The organism is Denitratisoma oestradiolicum (genome assembly GCF_902813185.1).
GTDB classification, from domain to species: Bacteria; Pseudomonadota; Gammaproteobacteria; order Burkholderiales; family Rhodocyclaceae; genus Denitratisoma; species Denitratisoma oestradiolicum.
On the sequence record NZ_LR778301.1, the window covers coordinates 1,514,052 to 1,536,658 of the forward strand.

Here is a 22,607-nt window from a genome sequence, read left to right on the forward strand (position 1 = left end):
CCATCCCCCCCACAATCCGATTTGTACCCCGCCTGGCGACCCTGGCGCCCGGCGCCGTTGACCCGTATTCCGACTGGAGATCATCATGGCCCAAGAACACTTGATCGTATTTGACACCACCTTGCGCGACGGCGAGCAGAGCCCTGGCGCTTCAATGACCCGGGAAGAAAAAGTGCGCATCGCCCGGCAACTGGAGAAAATGCGCGTCGATGTGATCGAGGCCGGTTTCCCGGCCGCTTCCAATGGTGATTTCGAGGCCGTCCGCGCCGTGGCCGAGGCCATCCGCGAATCTACTGTGGCCGGCCTGTGCCGGGCCTCGGAGAAGGACATCGCACGGGCTCTGGAAGCGATCAAGCCGGCCCAGTCCGGCCGCATCCACACCTTCATCGCCACCAGCCCCATCCACATGGAAAAGAAGCTGCGCATGACGCCCGACGAGGTCATCGCCGCTGCCCGCAACGCGGTGCGCTTTGCCCGCAACGGCATCGACAACGTGGAGTTTTCCTGCGAGGACGCCGGCCGTTCCGAACTGGACTTTCTCTGTCGGATCATCGAGGCGGTGATCAAGGAAGGCGCCGGCACCATCAACATTCCCGATACCGTGGGCTACAACGTGCCGGAGCAGTTCGCCGAGCGCATCCGCCTGTTGCGGGAGCGCATCCCCAATGCCGACAAGGTGGTCTGGTCGGTCCATTGCCATAACGATCTCGGTCTCGCCGTGGCCAATTCCCTGGCTGCCGTGATGGCCGGTGCCCGCCAGGTGGAATGCACCATCAACGGCCTGGGCGAGCGGGCCGGCAATGCCGCCCTGGAGGAGGTGGTGATGGCGGTGCGCACCCGCCAGGACATCTTCCCCTGCGACACCCGCATCGACACCACCCAGATCGTCGCCGCCTCCAAGATGGTCTCCGGCATCACCGGCTTCCCGGTGCAGCCCAACAAGGCCATCGTCGGTGCCAATGCCTTCGCCCACGAATCCGGCATCCATCAGGATGGCGTGCTCAAGCACCGGGAAACCTACGAGATCATGCGGGCTGAAGACGTGGGCTGGAATGCCAACAAGCTGGTGTTGGGCAAGCACTCCGGCCGCACCGCCTTCAAGGCCCGCCTCAAGGAACTGGGCATGGAGGTGGATTCCGAGCAGGTGCTGAACGCCGCCTTCGCCCGCTTCAAGGAACTGGCCGACAAGAAGCATGAGATTTTCGACGAGGACATTCACGCCCTGATGTCCGAGGATGTGACGACGCCGGAACACGAGCATTACCGGTTGGTGTCCTCCCGCTTTCACTCCGAGACCGGGGAGACGCCCCAGGCCTCCGTCACCCTGTCCGTGGGGAATGCCGAGCACCACGCCGAAGCCACTGGCAGCGGCCCGGTGGACGCGGCCTTCAAGGCCATCGAGAGCATCGTGCGCAGCGGTGCCGATCTGCTGTTGTATTCGGTGAATGCCATCACCACCGGCACCGATGCTCAGGGCGAGGTAACGGTGCGCCTATCCAAGGCCGGCCGCATCGTCAATGGCCAGGGGGCGGATACGGACATCGTGGTGGCTTCGGTGCGGGCCTACATCAACGCCATGAACAAGCTCAGTTCCGAGCCCCAGCGGCTCAGTCCCCAGGGAGACGTTTGATTTCGCTGCCGAAGCGGGCGTAGAAGATCGCGCTGAAGAAAAAGGCCAGGGTGAGGGCGACTTCCACGGCCGCCATCGCCCGGGTCTCTGCGCCCGGGTCGCTGGTGGCCCGCACCACGCCCTCGGTGAAATAGGCCAGGATCAGCATCGAAGCCCACTGGTGGGTGTAGCGCCGGCCCCGCAGGATGCCGGCCAGGGGCAGCAGCAGGGGCAGGACCTTGAGGGCCAGGAGGCTGCCGCCCGGACGCAGGGGCGCAAGCCAGAGTTCCCAGGCCAGGCCATGGAGGATCAGCAGCATCAGGCTGATGCCGGCCAGCCGATTGAGCAAGTGGGGTCGATTCATCTTGGAACCTCTGTGAGGGCACGCATTATATGAGGCTGCTGATGTTGCCATTCCGCGTCTTGCGGCGCTTCCGCGCCGAACGCTGCACCCAGACCGCCGCCGCCCTGTCCTTTGCCACCCTGTTGGGCCTGGTGCCCATGGTGGCCGTGGCGGCGGCCATTCTTTCCCGCCTGCCCCTGGCCGACAGCCTGGCCCTGGCCATGCAGAAATTCCTGCTGGCCAATCTGCTGCCGGAAAAGGCCGGAGGCATCATCGCCAAGTACATGGGCCAGTTCGCCGTCAAGGCCCAGCGCATGACCTGGGTGGGGGTGTCCGGCCTGGGACTGACGGCCATTCTGCAAATGCTCACCATCGAGCATGCCTTCAACAACATCTGGGCGGTGAAGGAGAGTCGCCCTGTCTGGCGCCGCCTGCTGATGCATGGGCTGGCCTTGCTGCTGGGGCCTATCGTCTTCGGCGGCAGCATCGTCGCCACCACTTACCTGGCCAGTGTTTCCCTGGGCCTGGTGTCGGAGTGGCAGGCCGCCACGGCCGGTGTGCTGCGGGGGCTGTCCTTCTGTTTTGTCGCTTTCGCCTTTGCGCTGCTTTACTGGCAGGTACCCAATCGCGTTGTTTCCCGTGAGCACGCGCTGCTGGGCGGGGTGCTGGCTGCGTCGGGTTTTGCCGCCCTGCAATGGCTGTTCGCCACCTACATCAGCAGTTTTGCTGGCTACCGGCTGGTCTATGGCGCCTTTGCCGCCGTGCCGGTGTTCCTGCTTTGGCTCCATCTGTCCTGGAGCGTGATCCTGCTGGGCGCCCTGACCACGGCGGAACTCGGCATCAGCCAGGGAAGGCGCTAGCCGGTGACAGTTATCAGCCGGGCCGGTTCCCGGGCCTTGTCCGCCAGCCAGCCCAGGCCCAGGCGGGGCAGGGCGGCTTGGAGCCGTTCTGGCCGGGCCGTGGCTTGCAGATACAGGGCACCGTTCTCCTGGGCGCCGTCCCCGGCCAGACGCACCACCTGACGAGCCACCGCATCGGCCACATCCACCAGTTGGGCGCGGCCCGCCACCAGGGTTTGCAGGGTCGGTGCCAGGAAGGAATAGTGGGTGCAGCCCAGTACCAGTTGATCGGCGCCCAACGCGAGGAGGGGCATGATGCGGGCGGTGATTTCGGTGGCAAAGGCGGGGCCGTCCAGATCCAGGGTTTCCACCCGGGTGGCCCAGCCGGGACAGGCTTCCACATGGACCTCCACTCCATCGGCATGGGTGCGAATCAGGCGCGCCAAGCGTTCGCTATGGGCCGTGGATTCCGTGGTCAATACTGCGATGCGGCGGCTCCGGCTGGCCGCCGCCGCAGGCTTGACGCCCGGCTCCACACCGACGACGGAAATGCCCGGATGTTGCTGACGCAGTTCATGGACCGCCGCAGCGGTGGCGGTATTGCAGGCCACCACCAGCAGGCGGCAGCCCTGATTCACCAGATGGCGGCCGATGGCCAGGACCCGGCCCTGGATGAAGGCATCGGCTTTGTTGCCGTAGGGCACATGGGCCGTATCGGCCAGATAGCAAAGCCTGGCCCGGGGCAGGGCGCGGGCAATGGCGGCCAACACCGATAGCCCCCCCAGGCCGCTGTCGAAAACACCGATCATCGGGCGGCGGTGACCACCATTTCGACCCCATAGCCCGGATGGACCAGGCGGGCCTCGATACAGGCTCGAACCGGCGCGGTGCCGGATGGCAGCCAGGCATCCCAGATCGCATTCATGGCATCGTAATCGGCCATGTTCCTGAGGTAAATGGTCACCAGCAGGAGCCGGGACTTGTTGCTGCCGGCGGCTGTGAGCTGGGTCTCGATGCTGGCCAGGACTTCCCGGGTCTGGGTGGCGATATCCGCCTCCAGAGAGGTGGGTACCTCCACCAGGTAGAGGGTGCCGGCGTGGGCGACGAGATCCGAATATCGGGCGGTGGTGCCTCGGCGTTCGATGGTCATCGTGGAATTGGTCTTAAATGTCATTCCCGCGCAAGCGGGAATCCAGCGATGATCGAAAACCGCTATGGATTCCCGCTTGCGCGGGAATGACGGAGTGAGGTGGGTGAAATTATCAGGCGCTAACCGGGATCTTGCCGATCCTGACGCGCCATTCCTTGGGGCCGGTCTCGTGCACCGAGGTGCCGGAGGAATCCACCGCCACGGTGACGGGCATGTCCTTCACGTCGAATTCGTAGATGGCCTCCATCCCCAGATCTGCGAAGCCCACCACCTTGGCGCTCTTGATGGCCTTGGCCACCAGGTAGGCGGCGCCCCCCACGGCCATCAGATAGGCCGACTTGTTGTCCTTGATGGCTTCGATGGCCACAGGCCCCCGCTCGGACTTGCCGATCATGGAAATCAGGCCGGTCTTTTCCAGCATCATGCGGGTGAACTTGTCCATGCGGGTGGCCGTGGTGGGGCCGGCGGGGCCCACCACCTCGTCGCCCACGGGATCCACCGGGCCCACGTAATAGATGACGCGGTTGGTGAAGTCCACGGGCAGCTTCTCGCCGGCGGCCAGCATGTCGGCGATGCGCTTGTGGGCGGCGTCGCGGCCGGTGAGCATCTTGCCGTTGAGCAGCAGCTTCTGGCCGGGCTTCCAGGAAGCGACCTGTTCCTTGGTCAGGGTGTCCAGGTTCACGCTGGTGGCGGACTGGGTGTCCGGCGTCCAGGTCACGGCCGGCCAGTCGCTGAGTTTGGGCGGCTCCAGCTTGGCGGGGCCGGAGCCGTCCAGATGGAAGTGGCAGTGGCGGGTGGCGGCGCAGTTGGGCACCAGGGCCACCGGCAGGTTGGCGGCGTGGCAGGGGTAGTCCAGCACCTTCACGTCCAGCACCGTGGTCAGGCCGCCCAGGCCCTGGGCGCCGATACCGAGGGCATTGACCTTCTCGTACAGTTCCAGGCGCAGCTCCTCGGCCCGGGTCTTGGCGCCACGTGCCTTCAGCTCATGGATGTCCACCGGCGCCATGATCGACTCCTTGGCCAGCAGCATGGCCTTTTCCGGCGTGCCGCCGATGCCGACCCCGAGAATGCCGGGAGGGCACCAGCCGGCGCCCATGGTGGGCACGGTTTTCAGAATCCACTCCACCAGATCGTCGGAGGGATTGAGCATGGCGAACTTGGCCTTGGCCTCGGAGCCGCCGCCCTTCGCGGCGCAGATCACTTCCACGTGATGGCCGGGGACGATCTCGAAATGCACCACAGCGGGGGTGTTGTCCTTGGTGTTCTTGCGACTGCCGGCCGGGTCGGCCAGTACCGAGGCGCGCAGGGGATTCTCCTTGTCGCCATAGGCGCGACGCACGCCTTCATCGATCATCTGCTGGATGCTCATGGTGGCGTCGGGCCAGGTGACCTGCATGCCCACCTTGATGAACACCATGCCGATGCCTGTATCCTGGCAGATGGGGCGGTGGCCTTCCGCGCTCATGCGGCTGTTGGTCAGGATCTGGGCGATGGCGTCCTTGGCGGCGGGAGACTCTTCCCGCTCGTAGGCCTCGCCCAGGGCCTTGATGTAGTCGAGGGGATGGTAATAGCTGATGTACTGGAAGGCGTCGGCGACGGACTGGATCAGGTCTTCCTGTTTGATGGCGGTCATGATGTCTCGGGGGTGGGAGTTGGCGAGAAGGTGCGGGTTAATGGTGTTGCTTGCCGGCCTGCATGGTCTGCATCATCAGCTTGTCGGTGTAGGCAATGGCGATGGCAGAGATCAGGAAAGAGGCATGGATCGCGATCTGGGCGATCACTACTCTGTCCTCGGTCTGTGCCGCATTGATGAAGGTGCGCAACAGGTGGATTGAGGAAATGCTGATCAGGGCCACCGCCAGCTTGACCTTGAGCACGCCCGCATTGACGTGGGAGAGCCATTCGGGCTGGTCCGGATGGCCTTCCAGATCCAGGCGGGAGACGAAGGTTTCATAGCCGCCAATAATGACCATGATCAGCAGATTGGCAATCATCACCACGTCGATCAGGCCCAGCACGATCAGCATGACTTCGTTTTCGCTCAGGCTGCCGGTCTTGGAGATCAGGTGTGCCAATTCGTGCATGAACTGGTATACATAAACACCCTGGGCGGCGATCAGGCCGATATAAAGGGGGGCCTGGAGCCAGCGGCTCCAGAAAATGAAAGCTTCCATTGTCCTGACGGTCTTTTGCATGGGTTGGTCCTGAATTCAGAGGCGTGGATTTTAGCATTCGCCTTTCACCGGCAGCAGCGTAAGTCCGGCGTAAGCGTGATTCGATTAAATCCGCATGAAATAAGCAAGAACCCTCGCCACCAGGGGGATGTAACAGCAATAAATGCGGAGTTGTAGATTCTAGAATCGGCTGTCCTTCGGGATACCAAGAGAGACAAGAGGAGCGAGCAATGAGCAACCGTATCGAATCGGTACTTCAGGAAAACCGCGTATTTCCCCCGTCGGAGGCCGTGCGGGCCAAGGCCGCCATCTCGGGCATGGAGGCTTATCAGTCCCTGTGCCAGGAAGCTGAAGGAAACTACGAGGCTTACTGGGCGCGACTGGCCCGGGAACACCTGGTTTGGCAGCAACCCTTCAGCCAGACCCTCGATGAGTCCGAAGCGCCCTTCTACAAGTGGTTCGCCGACGGCAAGCTCAACGTCTCCTACAACTGCCTGGACCTGAACGTACAGGCCGGTCTGGGCGACAAGGTTGCCATCATCTTCGAAGCTGACAACGGACAGGTGAGCCGGGTCACCTACAAGGAACTCCTGGCCCGCACTTGCCGCTTTGCCAACGCCCTGAAAGCCCAGGGCATCAGAAAGGGCGACCGGGTCATCATCTACCTGCCCATGTCCGTCGAAGGCGTTGTCGCCATGCAGGCCTGCGCCCGCATCGGCGCCATCCATTCGGTGGTGTTCGGCGGTTTCTCCGCCAAGTCCCTGGAGGAGCGCATCCTCGACGCCGGCGCCGTGGCGGTGATCACCGCCGACGAGCAATGCCGGGGCGGCAAGGCCATCCCCCTCAAGCCCGCCGTCGATGAAGGTATCGCCCTGGCCGCCGCCGCTCCTGGCGGCTGTCCGGCAAAGAGCGTGATCGTCTACAAGCGCACCGGCGGCGCCTGCGCCATGGAAGCCGGGCGGGATCTGTGGTGGCATGAACTGGAAGCGGCCCAGTCCGACGTCTGCGAACCGGAATGGGTTGAGGCCGAGCATCCCCTGTTCCTGCTCTACACCTCCGGTTCCACCGGCAAGCCCAAGGGTGTGCAACACAGCTCCGCCGGCTATCTGCTCCATGCCAAGCTGACCACCCTGTGGACCTTCGATGTGAAGCCCGATGACGTGTTCTGGTGCACCGCCGACATCGGCTGGGTCACCGGCCACACCTACATCACCTATGGCCCCCTGGCCTGCGGCGCCACGGAGATCGTCTTCGAGGGCGTGCCCACCTACCCGGACGCCGGGCGCTTCTGGAAAATGATCCAGGACCACAAGGTCAATATCTTCTACACCGCGCCCACGGCCATTCGTTCCCTGATCAAGGCCGGCGAGGTCACTCCCGCCACCCATCCGCGCAACTACGACCTGTCCTCCCTGCGCATCCTGGGTTCCGTGGGGGAACCCATCAACCCCGAGGCCTGGATGTGGTACTACCAGAATGTCGGTGGCGCCCGCTGTCCCATCGTGGATACCTTCTGGCAGACCGAAACCGGCGGCCACATGATCACCCCGCTGCCCGGCGTGACCCCCCTGGTGCCGGGCTCCTGCACCCTGCCGTTCCCCGGCATCATGGCGGCCATCGTGGACGAGGCCGGCCATGACGTGGAGTGGGGCAAGGGCGGCTTCCTGGTGGTGAAAAAACCCTGGCCTTCCATGATCCGCACCATCTGGGGCGATCCAGAGCGCTTCAAGAAGTCCTACTATCCGGAAGACCTGGGCGGCCGGCTCTACCTGGCTGGCGACGGCGCGGTGCGCGATGCCAAGACCGGCTACTTCACCATCATGGGCCGCATCGACGATGTGCTGAACGTGTCCGGCCATCGCCTGGGCACCATGGAAGTGGAATCGGCCCTGGTGGCCAATTCCATCGTGGCCGAGGCCGCCGTGGTGGGTCGTCCCGACGACGTGACGGGCGAGGCTATCTGCGCCTTCGTGGTGCTGAAGCAGGCCCGCCCCTATGGTGATGATGCCAAGCGGATAGCCGAGGAATTGCGCAACTGGGTCGCCAAGGAAATCGGTCCCATCGCCAAGCCCCGTGACATCCGCTTCGGCGAGAACCTGCCCAAGACCCGCTCCGGCAAGATCATGCGGCGCCTGCTGCGTTCCCTGGCCAAGGGCGAGGACATCACCCAGGACGTGTCCACCCTGGAAAATCCGGCCATCCTGGAGCAGCTCAAAGAGGCCGCCTGAGTCATCGGCCCGGGGCGGCTGTCCGCCGCCCCGTCCTCATGCCTGCCTCCGCCGATAGTGGTGGATAGGGATTGCCGCCGCCCTGTAAAATCCGCGGTTGCCCGATTCCTGTCGTCCCTTCCCCCACGCGCTCGATGTCCTCTGCTACTCCCTGGATTGAAATACCCAGCCCCTTCGATTCCCACGGGGGGCAGGTGCTGATGCTGGAGCCGCCCTGGGCCAACGAAGGAGAGTTGCGGGCGCAGTTGCTGGACGAGACTTATTCCAAGCCTTTTGTCATCGATGATGGCGAGCGCCGTTATCTGCATTTCGACGGGCGGCTGATCCAGAGCGCCATGAGCCTGGCCGCGCCCAACGACCTGGAACTGCGCTACACCCAGAAAATGATGTCCTTCCTGCTGTTCCGCTCCAGGCCAAGGCGTCTTCTGTTGATCGGCCTCGGTGGTGGCTCCCTGGTCAAGTTCTGCCACTGTCGGTTGCCAGCCACGCAACTGACGGTGCTGGAAAACAATCCCGACGTGATCGCCTTGCGGGAGGCATTTCTGGTTCCGCCTGACAGTCCGATGCTCCAGGTGCTGGAGGCCGATGGCGCGGAATATCTGGCGAGGACGGAAAAGGGAATCGATGCGTTGCTGGTGGATGCCTTCGACAGAAACGGCTTTGCCCCCAGTCTCGCCAATCGGGAATTCTTCGAGCAGGCTCACGCCAAGCTGGCGGGCGGCGGCATATTGGTGGTGAATCTGGCGGGGGACGAAAAGACCTACGCGGGGCTCATCGGGGAGGCCATGCAGGTCTTTGACGATCAGGTCATCGTGTTCCCGGTGAGGGAGGACGACAACCATGTGCTGCTGGCCTTCAGGGATCCCATGTTCGAGCCCAACTGGCGCCGGCTGCGGGCTTTTGCCAGGGAATTGCGTGCCAAGTACGGACTGGACTTTCCCAACTTCCTGGAAAAGATCGAGCGTTCGGCAAGGCTCGGCCTGGCTCGCCGCGAAGCGGAACGCGGCTACTGAATCACGAAATCAGCGTTTCCCTGAGAGCCAGAGAAAACAGGCTCCCCAGTACTATTTAGAAAATACTGAACAAGTCCGTTCGCACTGAGCCCTTCGTCTTCGCTCAGGACAGGCTTGTCGAAGTGCAAGCCGCGCCAACACTGGGCTTCGACAGGCTCAGCCCGAACGGTTGGGGACTTGTTCAGCGTTTCCTTTACCGAGCGCATTGCCGACCACCTCGGCGACGTCACGGGCCAGATTGGTGGAGCCCTGGATGCGCTCCAGTTGGGTGCGCGCATGGCTCTGGCGTTCGCTGTCGAACTGGCGCCAGCGGTCGAAGGCTCGTGCGATGCGTGCGGCGACCTGGGGATTCATGGCCTGCAATTGGAGGATCACATCGGCCGCCAGCCGGTAGCCTTCACCGTCGGCCCCATGGAAGTGGCGAGGATTGGCGGCGCAGAAGGCACGGACCAGCGCATAGACCTTGTTGGGGTTCTTGATGTCGAAGGCGCCATGTCCCATCAGCGCGCGCACACGCATCGCGGTGCCGGGCAGACGCGAAGTGGCCTGCACCTGTAACCACTTGTCGACCACCAGCGCTTCGTCCTGCCAGCGGGTGTAGAAGTCGGCCAGGGCCGTGGTGCGCTCGGCCACGTCGAGGTTGGCGAGGGTGCCCAGGGCGGCGATCACGTCGGTCATGTTGTCGGCGTTGCACTGGGCCATCAGTCGCGGCATCACGTGCCCCTTGAGGTAGGCCTCATCGCTTTCGGCGAGATAGCCCAAGGCCAGATTGCGCAGGGCACGGCGGCCGACCTGGAGGCCGTCGGGGGCATAGGGGCTGCTGGGCGCCAGCGCCTGCCATGCTGCCTCGAACTTGTCCCGCAACCGTGCCGCGAGATGGTGGCGCAGGGTGAGGCGGGAGCGGTGGATCGCTTCCGGGTCGATGATCTGCCCGCGACCGGCCATTTCCTCCGCCAGCACCTGTTCGGCGGGAAGAATCAGGGCTTCTGCGGCCAGCGCCGCGTCATGCCGCATTCCGTCATCCAATACACGGTCCACGGCTGCAACAAAGGATTCGGGAATCCATGCCGTGTCCTGGCCCCCTGCAGCGACGCCAGCGAGCAGCACGCGGCTGGCCAGACGTTGACCGGCCTCCCAACGGTTGCAGGCGTCGCTGTCGTAGGCCATCAGATGCGCCAGTTCGGCATCGCTCTGTGGAAAGTCCAGGTGCACCGGCGCCGAGAAACCGCGCAGTACCGAGGCGACGGGTTCCGCGGGGATGTGGTCGAAAACGAAGCGCTGGGTGCTCTCCGTCAGCGAGAGCACGCAGGTGCCGGCGGGATATTCCCGCTCCAGCGCGTCGCTGCCGTCCGGCAGCACCAGGCCGAGCGCAACCGGAATATGCAGTGGCCCTTCCTCGATGGCCAGGCCGGCATCCTGCAAGCGTTGCTCGTAGGCGGTGGGGGCCAGGCTTTGGCTGAGGGTCAGGGTGTAGCGCTGCACCGCGGCGTCGTAGCAGCCCTCCGCCTTCAGATGCGGCGTGCCGGCACGGGAATACCAACGGCGGAACTGGCTGAGATCCAAGCCTGAAGCATCCTGCATGGCTGCGACGAAGTCCTCGCAGGTCACGGCCTGGCCGTCATGGCGCTGGAAATAGAGATCCATGCCATGGCGAAATGCGTCGCGGCCGATCAGGGTGTGGATCATGCGCACCACCTCGGCGCCTTTTTCATAGACGGTGGCAGTGTAGAAATTATTGATCTCGGCGTAGGACACCGGGCGGATCGGATGGGCCATGGGGCCGGCATCCTCGGGGAACTGGGCGATGCGCAACTGGCGCACCGACTGGATGCGGGTGACCGCGGACGAATGGGTGTCGGCGCTGAACTCCTGGTCGCGAAAAACCGTGAGGCCCTCCTTCAGGGAGAGCTGGAACCAGTCGCGGCAAGTGACACGGTTGCCGGTCCAGTTGTGAAAGTATTCGTGCGCAATGACCCGGTCGATGTTCTGGTAGTCGCTGTCGGTGGCGGTGTCCGGGCGCGCCAGCACATACTTGGTGTTGAAGATGTTGAGGCCCTTGTTCTCCATCGCGCCCATGTTGAAATCGCCGACCGCGACGATCATGTAATGGTCCAGATCCATCTCCAGGCCAAAGCGCTGCTCGTCCCAGGACATGCTTTTCTTCAGGGCGGACATGGCGTGGCCGCACTGGTCCAGCTTCCCCGGCTCCACGTACACCGCCAGCCGCACCACGCGGCCGGAGCGCGTAACGAAGCTGTCTTCCAGCATGTCCAGCTTGGCGGCAACCAGGGCGAAAAGATAGCAGGGCTTGGCGTAGGGGTCTTCCCAGCGAGCCCAGTGGCGCGTATTGCCAAGAGTGCCGCTGGCAACCAGATTGCCATTGGAGAGCAATTGCGGAAAATCTTGGCGCTCCGCTTCGATGGTGCAACTGAAGCGCGCCATGATGTCGGGGCGATCAGGGAAAAAGCTGATGCGGCGGAAGCCCTGGGCCTCGCATTGGCTGAAATAGCCATCCCTGGAACGGTAGAGCCCGGAAAGTTGCGTGTTGCTGTCTGGGTCGATGCGGACCCGGGTCTCCAGCGTGAAGTGATCCGGCAGGGCCGCGCCGCGCACAGCCCGGATGCACAGCGTGTCATCGTCCAGGGTGTAGTCGGAATCCACCAGTGCCGTGCCGCCAAGGGAGAGTTCCTGCAACGCCAGTTCCTCGCCGTCCAACACCAGCTCCCCCCCTGGGCCGGCCGGGTTGCGTCGGCAGGCGAGCATGCCGCGCACTTCGGTGTACTCCTCATGGATGGCGACATGCAGATCAAGCTTGTCAATCAGCCAGGCGGGCGGGGCGTAGTCTTTGAGATAGATGGTGTCGAGCATGGGGGCTATTTTCCGGCGCCGAGAAGATCGGGGCGATGTTGTTTAAGCCAGCGCCGGGTGTGGGCGAGCAGCGCCTCGGCCTGGGCGATGCATTCCTTGACGGCGGCGCTGGAGACCGGGTCGCCTTCATAGTCGTTGAGGTTGCGCTGCTTGCGCAGGGCATCAAGGACGATCACGGTGTCCTGATCGAGACCCAGGGTTTTGGGCAGGGCTTGCAGGGCGGTCTGATGGTGACCAGGCTGACTGGTGGCGGTGCGGTAGCCCTTGGCCCACAGGCCGATCATGGCGCATTGCATGAGGGTCTTGTAGGCGGCATCGAAGCGGTTGTCGGCGCTGAGCGCGGCAATCCGTGCATCGGCCAGATTGCGTTCGGCCGAGGCGAGCAGGCGCAAAACGCCGCCGGGCGTGGCTTCAAACGCCTGCAGGCGATGGATGGCCAGCAAGTTTTCCAAGGTCATGTTCGGTTCCGATGACAAAGAGTTTGGGGCTGGCAAGGATGTTGTTGACGAAGGCATCCTGGGTGGCGACGCGGCGCTTGAATTCGGCGGCGCTGTAGATCACGGGGTTGATCTCGCGTTGCAGTTGCTGCTGCGCCGGATGTAGCGCCTTGACGGCGTTACCGAAAGCGCAACCGCCGACGATGAGAAGGTCGACATCGCTGCGGATGTTTTCTTCGCCCCGTGCCAGCGAGCCGAAGATCAGCGCCAGTGTGGGCGCGGGGCTGAGCGCGTCGAGAGCACTGGCGAGTACGCTGACCGCACCGCTGGTCTTGCGGAACAGGCCCGCCAGTTCGGTGAAAACCGGACAATCGCGGTTGGCGCGGTAGCGCACCTGGTTGCCCTGTGTTTCACGCAACAACAGGCCCGCTTCAGCGAGACGGGTAAGTTCCTTGTGCAGCGTACCTGGCGTGGTGCCGGTCAGTCGTGCCAGCTCACGCACGTGATAGCTGCTGTCCGGATTCAACAGCAACTGGGTCAATGCGCGCTGACGATAAGTACCGAAAAGCAGGTCGAGCAACACGATTCCGTTCCTGGGAAATTGTAGCTTTAATAGCTACGATTGTAGCTGTTTAGACTTCAATGGCAAAGGCAGGTAGTCGAGGATGGCCTGGGCGTCAGGCCTTGCCTCCCCTCCAAACCGGTTGAAGGTGGATTTCGCATTGGCTGACACAAATGTCCGGACTCATCGCTCTTGATTGAGCTGATCGTTCAGGCCCGCCAAAGTCTTGCGTTCACAGCGGACGCGAAAGAATGCCCCCTCACTGTCGGCTCTTTCCTCCAGAACCTCACAGTTCGCGAAAATTTCGTTGCGCACTTTCTGTGCCGACCAAGGCAGGAATATTTCGGCCTCTATGCGATCCCGCTGGAAAAAGGCGACTATTGCCTTGTGCAGCTTTGCGACATCGCTATTGCTGCGCGCACTCATGACAATGCAATCCGGGTACTTCGCACGCAGTGCTGCTTCACACTCTGCTTGCGCCGCGGCATCGCCCACATGATCGATTTTGTTGAAGACGCGGATGCGTGGCACATCCTGTGCGCCGATCTCTCCAAGCACTTCGTCGGTGACCTCAAGCTGCCGTTCGAATCCGGGGTCACTCGCGTCGATGACGTGCAGCAGCAGCGACGCATCAAGCGCCTCCTCAAGCGTTGACTTGAACGAGGCGACGAGGCCATGGGGCAGGTTCTTGATGAAGCCGACCGTGTCGCTGACAAGCACCCGTGGTTGGCTCTCGGGATGCAAGGTGCGTACCGTTGTGTCGAGCGTGGCAAAAAGTTTGTTCTCGACCAGTACATCGCTTCCCGTAAGTGCCCGCATCAACGTGGATTTCCCCGCATTGGTATATCCAACGAGCGCAACATTGGCCAGTCCTTGACGCTCTTGACGTCGCGCGCGCTGTGTCTCGCGTTCGACATCCATCGCAGCGATCTCCAGTTGCAGCTCGGCGATGCGATCACGGATTTTGCGTTTATCCAACTCGGTGTGGGATTCCCCGGCGCCGCGGCCGCCGGTACCGCTACGCTGACGCCCTTGCGGGCCGGCGAGCTTCGCTGCCTCGCGCAGACGCGGTGCCATGTAGCCCAGACGGGCGATCTCCACCTGGGCTCTAGCGGCGCGGGAGCGAGCGTTACGGTGGAAGATTTCCAGGATGACCATGGTGCGGTCCATCACCTCACAGCCGACTTCATTTTCGAGCTTACGGGCCTGGGAGGGTGATATCTCGTGGTCGACGAATATGACGTCAATCCTGCCGGCATCCGGGTCGGCGGCGGCATGGAGGGTTTTCTCGAATGCGCCGGGTGCGGGTTCGCTGTCCACGAAGGCGCGTATCTCCTCCCGCTTGCCCGTGCCCAGGTAGGCCGTTGTGTCGAAACTGGTTCGTTTCTGCGTGAACGTGGCAGTGGTTGTGTAACCCAGCGTCTTGGCAAGATCGCGCAATTCCGCCAACGATGCCTCGAACTCGACGTCGCTCACGTTCGGCAACTGCACGGCCGCCACAACTGCATATTTGGGTTTTTCTTTAACTTCTTTGCGCATTCGGGGATGGACTTTCTGGGTTGGTGATGTCGGATATTACCTGCCAAGGCTACGCAGACCAGGGTGTTACACCCGGGATTTGACAACCCATGCACCTTCTCAAGAATCCAGGCAAATGAAAACGGCCCCATGATTGGGGCCGATTTCTCAAACTGGCGGAGGCGGTGAGATTCGAACTCACGAACGGTTGCCCGTTGCCGGTTTTCAAGACCGGTGCAATCGACCACTCTGCCACACCTCCGAGGGGGCGGATTCTAGCTTGAAACCCCCTGGGGCGGAGCGGTCAGGCGGTGGCGTCGGCCCAGCAGTTGGGGGTTTCGTAGAGGCGGACGCGCTCCAGGGTCAGATGGTTGCCGTAGCTGTCGCGGTACAGAGGGGCGAGGATGGTGAAGGCTTCCCGGGCCAGATTCTCCGCCGTGGGGATGCTGTCCAGCAGCACGGTCTTGTGGTCGGGCAGGGAGGCGAGAAACTCCACCACGGCCTGGTCGCCCCGGTAAGCCAGGAAGGCATGGTCCCAGGGATCCACCACATGGGCCTTGGCGATTTCCTTGACCTCGGAGAAGTCCATCACCATGCCCTCGGCGGGAGAGCCGTCCTGGCGCACGACATCGCCGGTCAGGGTGATCTCCAGCACGTAGCGATGGCCGTGGAGATGCCGGCACTGGCTGCGGTGGTTGGGGATGCGGTGGCCCGCGTCGAATTCGAGGCGGCGGGTGATCTGCATGGGATGGGCGATAATTGAGCGAGCGCGAATTATAGACCTGCCTGAGCCCATGAATCCTGCCCGATCCCTGACCGCCACTGACCATTCCCGCGACAGCGCCGGTCTGACCTATGTCTATCCGGTGATCTCCCGCCGGGCCGGGGGAGTGTCCATCGGCATCAACCTGAATCCCAACAATGCCTGCAACTGGCGCTGCATCTATTGCCAGGTGCCGGACCTGGTGCGGGGAGGGCCGCCGGCCATCGATCTGGAATTGCTGAAGGCTGAACTGGACGGTTTCCTGGACGACATCGTGCACGGGGATTTCATGGAGAAGCGGGTGCCGGAAGGCGCCCGTCGCCTGATGGACCTGGCCTTCTCGGGCAATGGCGAACCCACCAGCGCGGCGGAGTTTCCGGCGGCGGTGGAACTGGCCGCCGGGGCCCTGGAGCGCCATGGACTGAAGGGGCGGTGCGAACTGCGGCTGATCAGCAACGGCAGCCTGATGGATCGCAAGGCGGTGCAGCAGGGGGTGGCCCGCCTGGGTGCCCACGGTGGCGAGGTCTGGTTCAAGGTGGATGGGGTGACGGCGGCGGCCCTGGCCCGGATCAACAGCACCCGTACCACCCTTGAGGCCCTGGTCCGTCGCCTGGGGATATCTGCCGGACTGTGCAGGACCTGGGTACAGACCTGCGTTTTCACTCTGGATGGCGAGCCACCTGCCGCCAGGGAAGTCGATGCCTATGTGGAGACCCTGGCCGGTTTCGCCGGGCGCATCGCCGGCGTGCTGCTCTACCCTCTGGCCCGCCCCTCCCTGCAAGCGGAGGCGGGCCGGCTGGGCCAGCCCTCCGCAGCCTGGGTCCAGGCCCTGGAGACCCGCCTGAGAGAGGCGGGGCTGGTGGTGCGGGTCAGTTTCTGACGGGCCTGGAATACCCCCTCTCCCCCAACCCCTCCCCCGCGAGGGGAGATTGGCGCGACTTTTACATCAGCTCAGCGCCCGCACCGCCTCCAGCACTTCGTCGGCGTGGCCGTCGGCCTTGACCTTGCGCCATTCCCGGCGCAGCACGCCCTTTGCGTCGATCAGGAAGGTGGAACGCTCCACCCCCATCACCTGCTTGCCGTACATGTTCTTCATCTTGATCACGTTGAAGAGTTTGCAGAGGGTTTCGTCGGAATCGGAGATCAGTTCGAAGGGCAGGCCCAGCTTGGCCTTGAAGTTTTCGTGGGATTTCAGGCTGTCCCGGGAGATGCCATAGATCACCGCGCCGGCATCCAGGAAGCGGGCGTGAAGGTCGCGGAACTGCTGGGCCTCGGTGGTGCAGCCGGGGGTGTTGTCCTTGGGATAGAAGTAGAGCACGACTTTCCGGCCCCCCAGGATGGCTGGGGTGATCGTCTGGTCGCTGGTGGCGGCGACGGAAAAGTCGGCAAGGGCTTGGTCAAGCATCGTGGTTCTCCAGATGGGATGCGCTGCCATGAATCGGGTGGAGCAGGGTGAGGGCGCCCAGCAGTCCCTGCAGGGCGGCGAAGAGCCCGTAGAGGATGGCGGCGGCCACGGCCAGTTCCCGAGGGGCGCCGAACAGCCCCAGGGTCAGGGCGGCGGCAGCCTCCCGGGTACCCCAGCCGCCGACGCTGACGGGCAGGGCGGCGAGGATGAAAATGGGGCCGGCGGCGATGAAATAAAGCCACAGGGGCAGGGCCAGCCCCACGGCCAGTCCGCCCCCGGCGAAGGCGAGGATGGAAAGGGCCTGGACCAGGGCCGATCCGGCCAGTTGCAGCAAATATTGGCGCAGGGGCCGGGGGCGGTCGTGGATGGCGTCCAGCAGGCCCGCCAGTTTGCCAGGCAGGCGGTGCCGGGCCGCGGCGGAAAGCTGCCACAGCAGCAGGGGCGCGATTACCGCCAGCAGGGCCAGGAGGGCGGCGGCCGGCCAGGGCAGGGGCAGCACTGTGGCGGGCATCAGGCCCGTGGCCAGGGCCAGGGCGGCGGTGGCCAGGGAAATCACCACCAGCACCCACAGGCCGCTGATCCGGTCCAGAGCCACGCTCATGGCCGAGGCTGTCAGGGGGTTACCGGCCTGTTGCAGATGCAGGGCTCGCAGGGCGTCGCCCCCCAGGGTGCCGCCGGGCAATACCGTGTTGGCGGCGATGCCGCGCCAGTAGGCCAGCAGGAACAGGCGTCCGGGAGCACGGGCCTCCAGCCACAGGGCCAGCAGCCGCCAGCGTAGGGCGCTGGCCAGGGTGGCGCAGAGGGCGGCGGCGAAGCCCGCTCCCAGCCACAGTGGGTCCGGTCGCCCCAGGGCGCCCAGCACCCGCAGGGGATCGACGAACCACAGGACCAGACCCACCAGCCCCAGGCTGGCGATCAGGCGGATCAGGGTTTTAACGTGAAAAAGCATCAACGGAGCCGAGTGTAACCGTCGAGCACAGCGAGCCGATGAGTAGCCCCGCCCCGGGAAGGGGGCGTAGGCGGGGTTGCGCGAAGCACGGCTTCGCGCCGCCGAAGCCGGCCGACTGTGCAAAGTCGGCCGTGGAACGGGGGTGGGGGGCGTTCAATTTGCCTTTGCGCATTTTCATCCTTGGGGGTGGTGCTGGCGACCATGCGCGTTAGTCACTGAGGATTGCGCAGACTGATCACCGGCCAGCCCTGAGCCTGGGCGTGCTGGCGCAGGGTGTCGTCCGGGTCCACCGCCACCGGGTCGCTGACCAGGGACAGGAGCGGCAGGTCGTTGTGGGAGTCGCTGTAGAAATGGCTGGATTCGAAGCTGCCCCACCAGTAACCCAGGGATTCCAGCCAGGCTTCCACCCGCTCGATCTTGCCTTCCTTGAAGGAGGGGGCGCCCCGGGGCTTGCCGGTGAAGCGGCCGTTTTCCCAGGCCGGGATGGTGGCGATCAGGTGTTCGATGCCGAATTCCCGGGCGATGGGGCCGGTGACGAAGCTGTTGGTGGCGGTGACGATGGCGGTCAAGGCTCCCTCGTCCAGATGGCGCCGTACCAGGGCACGGGCCGGGGCGCCGATCATGGGACGGATGCGGCTGGCGAGGAATTCCCGGTGCCAGGCATCCAGTTCCTCCCGGCTGTGGCGGGCCAGGGGCGCCAGTTGAAAGTCCAGGAAAGCGTGGATGTCCAGGGTGCCGGCCTTGTAGTGGTCGTAGAACTCCTGGTTGCGGGCTTCATGGACTTCTGCGTCCAGCACGCCCTTGGAGATCAGGAACTGGGCCCACTCGAAATCCGAGTCGCCCGCCAGAAGGGTGTTGTCCAGATCAAAAAGTACCAGTTTCATGCAGCGTCCGATCGTGATTGCAGGACTTCCCGCAGCAGGGGAAGGGTAGGAGGGCGTTTTTGTTCCAGGGAGGCCTGGTCCAGGGCATTCAGGGCCGCCAGCAGGGAGGGCAGGTCGCGCCGGCCGTAGCGCAGCAGCCACTGGATGATGGCTTCGTCCAGGCGCATGCCCCGGGCGGTGGCCTGCTGGCGCAGGGTCTCGGCCTTGTCCTGGTCGCTCAGGGCCTGGACCTCGTAGATCAGGCACTGGCCGATGCGGGTGCGCAGGTCCTCCCGCAAGTCCAGTTCCGCCGGGGGCCGGGGACCGGCCAGCAGCAGGGTCCAGCCTTCCCGCCGGGCCGAGTTGAAGGCGCGGAACAGGGCGATCTGGGCTGCTTCACCCAGCCGTTCCACGTCATCCACCACCAGGAGGGCGCCGGACGGGGGTTCCAGATAGTCCCCCACTTCTTCCCCGCGGCAGAACAGGGTGGCTCGGTTGGCGGTGGCCATGGCGGTGGTGGCCTGCAGCAGGTGGCTGCGGCCGCAGCCCTGGGGACCCCACAGGTAGAGGGGGGCGCTGCCCGAAGCGAGGCTGATCAGGCGGACCAGCAGTTCTTCATTGGCGCCGGCCACGAAGTTGTCGAAGCTGCGGGGTTGATCCAGTTCCAGACCCAACAGCAGTTGTTGCCGGGGGATGGTCAGGGGAGCGGCGGTCATGATTCGTTTCGGTAGAAGGTGCTGTTCAGATAGAGGGTGCGCAGGCGGCGCAGACCCACCAACAGGGCTGCCGAGGCGGGCAGGGCCAGCAGCACGCCGAAGAATCCGAACAACTGGCCGAAGGCCAGCAGGGCGAAGATCACCGCCAGGGGATGGAGGCCGATGCGCTCGCCCACCAGATGGGGGGTCAGCAGGAAGCTCTCCAGCAGTTGCCCCAGGCCGAAGACCAGGGCTACTCCCAGCAGGGGGGGCAGGCCCTGGAACTGTAACAGGGCTACCAGCAGGGACAGCGCCAGGCCCGTGGCATAGCCCAGGTAGGGAACGAAAATCAGCAGTCCGGTCAAGAGGCCCAGGGGCAGGGCGAAGTCGATGCCGGCCAGGCTCAGAGCCAGGCTGTAGTAACTGGCCAGGAGCAGCATCACCAGCAGTTGCCCCCGCAGGAATTCGGACAGGACAGCATCCACTTCCCGGGCCATGGTGAGGGTGGTGTCGCGCCAGCGGGGCGGCACGAATTCCGTCAGGCGGGCCAGCAGCGTGTTCCAGTCCCGCAGCAGGTAGAACAGGGCCACCGGGGTCAGCAGCAGGGTAGCGATCAGTTGCAGCAGGGCCTGGCCGCCTTTCGCCGCCGACAGGGCCAGGCCCCCCAGCACGGATTGGAGGCCATCCCAGTGTTCCACCAGCCAGGCGCGGACTTCTTCCGTGGACCAGCCGATGCTGAGAGAAAGCCCAAAATGGTCGTGGAGCCAGGGCAGCCAGCGGTCGTTGGCCACTTCCAGCAGTTCCGGCAGGCGGTCCATCAGTTGCCGGCTCTCGGCCCGGAACAGGGGCAGCAGGGTCAGCACCAGCAGCACGCCGGCCAGGGCCAGGGCCGACAGCAGCACCAGCACCGCGCCAGTGCGGCCCAGGCGCGGGGTGAACCGCTCCACTAGGGGATCGCAAACATAGGCCAGGATGGCCGCCAGCAGGAAGGGGGCCAGCACCGGGCCGAGCAGATTGATCAGATACAACAGGGCAAGGCCAAGGCCGATCCAGAGAAGGGCCTGTAGGCGATCGGCAGTCATGTAACGCTCATGGAAGCCAATTTTCCGCTCCCATCCATGAAATACGCGAAAGGCAGGAAGTCGCACCCCCTTCCAGCCTCCCCCTCCCCCGGGGAGGGGGCCGGGGGGGAGGGTTTGTCAATTCCCCACGGGGTTCGCCCCGCGAACCCCCTCTCCGGGGGAGGTGACGATGCTGGCTCGCTACGCTCGGCAGTTTGGCCTGCCGTTTCAATTCGCTGTTTCACGTTAAAATTCGGACCTTCCAGCAGCGGCCTCAGGGCCGCGAAGCCCGCAACTTTAGCCGCCCTTCCCGAGGAACTCAACTTGAGCACCCCCCTGACTTACCGTGATGCCGGTGTGGACATCGACGCCGGCGATGCCCTGGTCGAGCGCATCAAACCCTTTGCCAAGCGCACCATGCGGCCGGAAGTCATGGGCGGCATCGGCGGTTTCGGCGCCCTGTTCGAACTTTCCAAAAAATACAAGGAGCCTGTGTTGGTCTCCGGCACCGACGGCGTGGGCACCAAGCTCAAGCTGGCCTTCCAGCTCAAAAAGCACGACACCGTGGGCCAGGATCTGGTGGCCATGAGCGTCAACGACATTCTGGTGCAGGGGGCCGAGCCCCTGTTCTTCCTCGATTACTTCGCCTGCGGCCATCTGGACGTGGATACCGCCACCGACGTGATCAAGGGCATCGCCCAGGGCTGTGAACTGTCGGGCTGCGCCCTGATCGGCGGCGAGACGGCGGAGATGCCCAGCATGTATCCGGACGGGGAATACGACTTGGCCGGTTTTGCCGTGGGCGCCGTGGAAAAGTCGAAGATCATCGACGGCACCACCATCAAACCCGGCGACGTGGTGCTGGGCTTGGCCTCCAGCGGCGCCCATTCCAACGGTTATTCCCTGGTGCGGAAGATCATCGAGCGGGTCAATCCTGATATGGACGCCGACTTCCATGGCCGCCCCCTGCGGGACGTGCTGATGGCGCCGACCCGCATCTACGTGAAGCCGCTGCTCAAGCTGATGGAAACCCTGCCGGTGAAGGGCATGGCCCACATCACCGGCGGCGGCCTGGTGGAAAACGTGCCCCGGGTGTTGCCGGAGAACGTTACCGCCGTGCTGGAACAGAAATCCTGGCCCCTGCCGCCCCTGTTCCAGTGGCTGCAGAAGGAAGGCCAGGTGGCCGATGCCGAGATGCATCGGGTCTTCAACTGCGGCATCGGCATGGTGGTGGTGGTGGCGGCGGAACACGAAGAGCAGGCCCTGGCCCAGCTCACCGCGGCCGGGGAGACCGTGTATTCCATCGGCCGTATCGAGTCCCGCGTCGAGGGACAGGCTCAGACCATCGTCGTCTGACTCGGTCGGAGGGGCGGGCCTGCCGTCCCATCTCCCTTCCTCAAAGGCCCTGTTTGGCCCTTTCTTCCCGCTGCACCTGGGTAATGTAGCGCTGGAGTTGGTTGTCCTGGGCCGGACTCAATTTGTTGAACATGCAGCCCAGCCTTACCACCTGTTTTTTCCCCTTGGTGAGCTCGGCCACGTGGCGAATGACGATGTCGAGATGCAGAATGCCATGGTTCTTGAGATCGATACGGGCGCGGGGGAAGGTCTGGCCGGTTTCGCAGGGGATGGTTAGGCTGGGAGTTTCCAGGGCGAGGCCGCCCAGGCCGATATCCACCACTTCCAGGGTCATTTCCCGGCCGTCCTGACCTTGCAGGATGCAGGGGGGGCGCTGGGTCATGGGCAGGGTCAGGCGGAAGTATTCGCGCCGTTGCAGGCGGACATACTTGTCCGGAAGCTTGACGGCGAATGCGCGCCGCTTCTGGTGCGTGGTTTCCCAGGGCATGCCGGTGACGAACTGGTTGCGGATGCCGTTGGGGCGGGCGATGAAAATGTTGCGCTCACTCTTCAGGAAACGGCGGTTGGTCTCCTCGCTGCCTCCCCAGTCGAAGACCAGGACGCCCTTTTCCTCATCCACGTCCAGCAGGACCGTGAGGATGGTGTCGCTGCCTTCGTTGAACATGATGTTCGTCTGCGTCCCGTCATTGATCAACTGGCGCAGATAGAACACGATTTCCCGTCGGAAAGTGATGGTGAATTCTTCGAGGTCTTCTTTGCTCGACGCGGTCATGA

General features: G+C 64.0%; 22 protein-coding genes and 1 tRNA gene. 6 read left to right on the forward strand and 17 right to left on the reverse strand.

Translation table 11 applies throughout. The features are described from left to right. Positions 1-85: 85 nt before the first annotated feature. A complete protein-coding gene (locus DENOEST_RS06940; RefSeq protein ID WP_145769729.1) occupies positions 86-1,630 on the forward strand; it encodes a 2-isopropylmalate synthase in 1,545 nt (514 codons plus the stop codon). Here DENOEST_RS06940 and DENOEST_RS06945 read toward each other — a convergent pair. Next, entirely contained in the window at positions 1,608-1,973 is a 366-nt protein-coding gene (locus tag DENOEST_RS06945) for a DUF2069 domain-containing protein (protein WP_183148220.1), read from the reverse strand. The two genes, DENOEST_RS06940 and DENOEST_RS06945, sit on opposite strands and share 23 nt — an antisense overlap. A gap of 41 nt (positions 1,974-2,014) precedes the next feature. Between DENOEST_RS06945 and DENOEST_RS06950 the strand changes: the two genes are divergently transcribed. Further along, the gene (locus tag DENOEST_RS06950) at positions 2,015-2,812 is read left to right on the forward strand and encodes a YihY family inner membrane protein (RefSeq protein ID WP_170228115.1); all 798 of its coding nucleotides are present in this window, start codon (positions 2,015-2,017) and stop codon (positions 2,810-2,812) included. On the opposite strand, the gene murI is transcribed toward DENOEST_RS06950, so the two are convergent. The 4 genes from murI to DENOEST_RS06970 form a co-directional block, all read right to left on the reverse strand. Further along, a complete protein-coding gene (gene murI / locus DENOEST_RS06955; protein ID WP_145769731.1) occupies positions 2,809-3,600 on the reverse strand; it encodes a glutamate racemase in 792 nt (263 codons plus the stop codon). The genes DENOEST_RS06950 and murI overlap by 4 nt on opposite strands. After that, positions 3,597-3,965 (reverse strand): RidA family protein, encoded by a 369-nt coding sequence (locus DENOEST_RS06960; RefSeq protein ID WP_197970547.1) that lies wholly within the window; start codon positions 3,963-3,965, stop codon positions 3,597-3,599. The genes murI and DENOEST_RS06960 overlap by 4 nt, the downstream gene beginning before the upstream one ends. A gap of 88 nt (positions 3,966-4,053) precedes the next feature. Beyond that, positions 4,054-5,574, reverse strand: coding sequence for a fumarate hydratase (locus DENOEST_RS06965; protein ID WP_145769732.1), 1,521 nt, complete (start codon positions 5,572-5,574; stop codon positions 4,054-4,056). A 37-nt stretch (positions 5,575-5,611) separates the two neighbouring features. Beyond that, on the reverse strand, positions 5,612-6,136 hold the full coding sequence (locus DENOEST_RS06970; RefSeq protein ID WP_145769733.1) for a TIGR00645 family protein: 525 nt from the start codon (positions 6,134-6,136) through the stop codon (positions 5,612-5,614). Positions 6,137-6,345: 209 nt separating this feature from the next. On the opposite strand from DENOEST_RS06970, the gene acs reads away from it, so the two are divergent. Together acs and DENOEST_RS06980 are read left to right on the forward strand one after the other, a co-directional pair. Then, positions 6,346-8,343, forward strand: coding sequence for an acetate--CoA ligase (gene acs, locus DENOEST_RS06975; protein ID WP_145769734.1), 1,998 nt, complete (start codon positions 6,346-6,348; stop codon positions 8,341-8,343). 134 nt (positions 8,344-8,477) lie between these two features. Continuing rightward, positions 8,478-9,356 carry a spermine/spermidine synthase domain-containing protein gene (locus DENOEST_RS06980; RefSeq protein ID WP_145769735.1) on the forward strand — a complete coding sequence of 293 codons (879 nt, stop codon included), beginning with the start codon at positions 8,478-8,480 and terminating at the stop codon, positions 9,354-9,356. A gap of 156 nt (positions 9,357-9,512) precedes the next feature. Here DENOEST_RS06980 and pepN read toward each other — a convergent pair whose 3' ends face one another. From pepN to queD, 6 genes are all read right to left on the reverse strand, one after another. Continuing rightward, entirely contained in the window at positions 9,513-12,224 is a 2,712-nt protein-coding gene (gene pepN, locus DENOEST_RS06985) for an aminopeptidase N (protein WP_145769736.1), read from the reverse strand. 5 nt (positions 12,225-12,229) lie between these two features. Continuing rightward, positions 12,230-12,682 carry a DNA-binding protein gene (locus tag DENOEST_RS06990; protein WP_145769737.1) on the reverse strand — a complete coding sequence of 151 codons (453 nt, stop codon included), beginning with the start codon at positions 12,680-12,682 and terminating at the stop codon, positions 12,230-12,232. Beyond that, complete coding sequence (locus tag DENOEST_RS06995; RefSeq protein ID WP_197970548.1) at positions 12,636-13,244, reverse strand: nucleotidyltransferase domain-containing protein; 609 nt, start codon at positions 13,242-13,244, stop codon at positions 12,636-12,638. Before DENOEST_RS06995 ends, DENOEST_RS06990 begins: the two co-directional genes overlap by 47 nt. A 162-nt stretch (positions 13,245-13,406) precedes the next feature. Continuing rightward, entirely contained in the window at positions 13,407-14,762 is a 1,356-nt protein-coding gene (hflX, locus tag DENOEST_RS07000) for a GTPase HflX (protein WP_145769739.1), read from the reverse strand. Positions 14,763-14,915: 153 nt separating this feature from the next. Next, positions 14,916-15,003: transfer RNA gene (locus DENOEST_RS07005), tRNA-Ser, on the reverse strand. 42 nt (positions 15,004-15,045) lie between these two features. Next, positions 15,046-15,486: a 6-carboxytetrahydropterin synthase QueD gene (gene queD, locus DENOEST_RS07010; protein WP_145769740.1), complete on the reverse strand. Its 441-nt coding sequence runs from the start codon at positions 15,484-15,486 to the stop codon at positions 15,046-15,048. 49 nt (positions 15,487-15,535) lie between these two features. On the opposite strand from queD, the gene DENOEST_RS07015 reads away from it, so the two are divergent. Then, positions 15,536-16,384 carry a radical SAM protein gene (locus DENOEST_RS07015; RefSeq protein WP_145769741.1) on the forward strand — a complete coding sequence of 283 codons (849 nt, stop codon included), beginning with the start codon at positions 15,536-15,538 and terminating at the stop codon, positions 16,382-16,384. A 66-nt stretch (positions 16,385-16,450) separates the two neighbouring features. Here the strand turns inward: DENOEST_RS07015 and DENOEST_RS07020 are convergent, their stop codons facing one another. From DENOEST_RS07020 to DENOEST_RS07040, 5 genes are all read right to left on the reverse strand, one after another. Then, positions 16,451-16,909, reverse strand: a complete 459-nt coding sequence (locus tag DENOEST_RS07020; protein ID WP_145769742.1) for a peroxiredoxin — start codon at positions 16,907-16,909, stop codon at positions 16,451-16,453. Further along, the gene (locus DENOEST_RS07025) at positions 16,902-17,858 is read right to left on the reverse strand and encodes a lysylphosphatidylglycerol synthase transmembrane domain-containing protein (RefSeq protein WP_145769743.1); all 957 of its coding nucleotides are present in this window, start codon (positions 17,856-17,858) and stop codon (positions 16,902-16,904) included. Before DENOEST_RS07025 ends, DENOEST_RS07020 begins: the two co-directional genes overlap by 8 nt. 212 nt (positions 17,859-18,070) lie before the next feature. Next, complete coding sequence (locus tag DENOEST_RS07030; protein ID WP_145769744.1) at positions 18,071-18,742, reverse strand: histidinol-phosphatase; 672 nt, start codon at positions 18,740-18,742, stop codon at positions 18,071-18,073. After that, positions 18,739-19,437, reverse strand: a complete 699-nt coding sequence (hda, locus tag DENOEST_RS07035) for a DnaA regulatory inactivator Hda (protein WP_145769745.1) — start codon at positions 19,435-19,437, stop codon at positions 18,739-18,741. Before hda ends, DENOEST_RS07030 begins: the two co-directional genes overlap by 4 nt. Then, a complete protein-coding gene (locus DENOEST_RS07040) occupies positions 19,434-20,498 on the reverse strand; it encodes an AI-2E family transporter (protein WP_145769746.1) in 1,065 nt (354 codons plus the stop codon). The genes hda and DENOEST_RS07040 overlap by 4 nt, the downstream gene beginning before the upstream one ends. A 303-nt stretch (positions 20,499-20,801) precedes the next feature. On the opposite strand from DENOEST_RS07040, the gene purM reads away from it, so the two are divergent. Next, complete coding sequence (purM, locus tag DENOEST_RS07045; RefSeq protein WP_145769747.1) at positions 20,802-21,833, forward strand: phosphoribosylformylglycinamidine cyclo-ligase; 1,032 nt, start codon at positions 20,802-20,804, stop codon at positions 21,831-21,833. 40 nt (positions 21,834-21,873) lie between these two features. On the opposite strand, the gene DENOEST_RS07050 is transcribed toward purM, so the two are convergent. Continuing rightward, positions 21,874-22,605, reverse strand: a complete 732-nt coding sequence (locus DENOEST_RS07050) for a flagellar brake protein (protein WP_145769748.1) — start codon at positions 22,603-22,605, stop codon at positions 21,874-21,876. Positions 22,606-22,607: the final 2 nt, after the last annotated feature.

Coding starts and splice junctions, on each gene's coding strand:
- DENOEST_RS06940 (WP_145769729.1), top strand. CDS start 86: ATGGCCCAAGAACACTTGATCGTATTTGACACCACCTTGCGCGACGGC.
- DENOEST_RS06945 (WP_183148220.1), bottom strand. CDS start 1,973: ATGAATCGACCCCACTTGCTCAATCGGCTGGCCGGCATCAGCCTGATG.
- DENOEST_RS06950 (WP_170228115.1), top strand. CDS start 2,015: ATGTTGCCATTCCGCGTCTTGCGGCGCTTCCGCGCCGAACGCTGCACC.
- murI (WP_145769731.1), bottom strand. CDS start 3,600: ATGATCGGTGTTTTCGACAGCGGCCTGGGGGGGCTATCGGTGTTGGCC.
- DENOEST_RS06960 (WP_197970547.1), bottom strand. CDS start 3,965: ATGACATTTAAGACCAATTCCACGATGACCATCGAACGCCGAGGCACC.
- DENOEST_RS06965 (WP_145769732.1), bottom strand. CDS start 5,574: ATGACCGCCATCAAACAGGAAGACCTGATCCAGTCCGTCGCCGACGCC.
- DENOEST_RS06970 (WP_145769733.1), bottom strand. CDS start 6,136: ATGCAAAAGACCGTCAGGACAATGGAAGCTTTCATTTTCTGGAGCCGC.
- acs (WP_145769734.1), top strand. CDS start 6,346: ATGAGCAACCGTATCGAATCGGTACTTCAGGAAAACCGCGTATTTCCC.
- DENOEST_RS06980 (WP_145769735.1), top strand. CDS start 8,478: ATGTCCTCTGCTACTCCCTGGATTGAAATACCCAGCCCCTTCGATTCC.
- pepN (WP_145769736.1), bottom strand. CDS start 12,224: ATGCTCGACACCATCTATCTCAAAGACTACGCCCCGCCCGCCTGGCTG.
- DENOEST_RS06990 (WP_145769737.1), bottom strand. CDS start 12,682: ATGACCTTGGAAAACTTGCTGGCCATCCATCGCCTGCAGGCGTTTGAA.
- hflX (WP_145769739.1), bottom strand. CDS start 14,762: ATGCGCAAAGAAGTTAAAGAAAAACCCAAATATGCAGTTGTGGCGGCC.
- queD (WP_145769740.1), bottom strand. CDS start 15,486: ATGCAGATCACCCGCCGCCTCGAATTCGACGCGGGCCACCGCATCCCC.
- DENOEST_RS07015 (WP_145769741.1), top strand. CDS start 15,536: ATGAATCCTGCCCGATCCCTGACCGCCACTGACCATTCCCGCGACAGC.
- DENOEST_RS07020 (WP_145769742.1), bottom strand. CDS start 16,909: ATGCTTGACCAAGCCCTTGCCGACTTTTCCGTCGCCGCCACCAGCGAC.
- DENOEST_RS07025 (WP_145769743.1), bottom strand. CDS start 17,858: ATGCTTTTTCACGTTAAAACCCTGATCCGCCTGATCGCCAGCCTGGGG.
- DENOEST_RS07030 (WP_145769744.1), bottom strand. CDS start 18,742: ATGAAACTGGTACTTTTTGATCTGGACAACACCCTTCTGGCGGGCGAC.
- hda (WP_145769745.1), bottom strand. CDS start 19,437: ATGACCGCCGCTCCCCTGACCATCCCCCGGCAACAACTGCTGTTGGGT.
- DENOEST_RS07040 (WP_145769746.1), bottom strand. CDS start 20,498: ATGACTGCCGATCGCCTACAGGCCCTTCTCTGGATCGGCCTTGGCCTT.
- DENOEST_RS07050 (WP_145769748.1), bottom strand. CDS start 22,605: ATGACCGCGTCGAGCAAAGAAGACCTCGAAGAATTCACCATCACTTTC.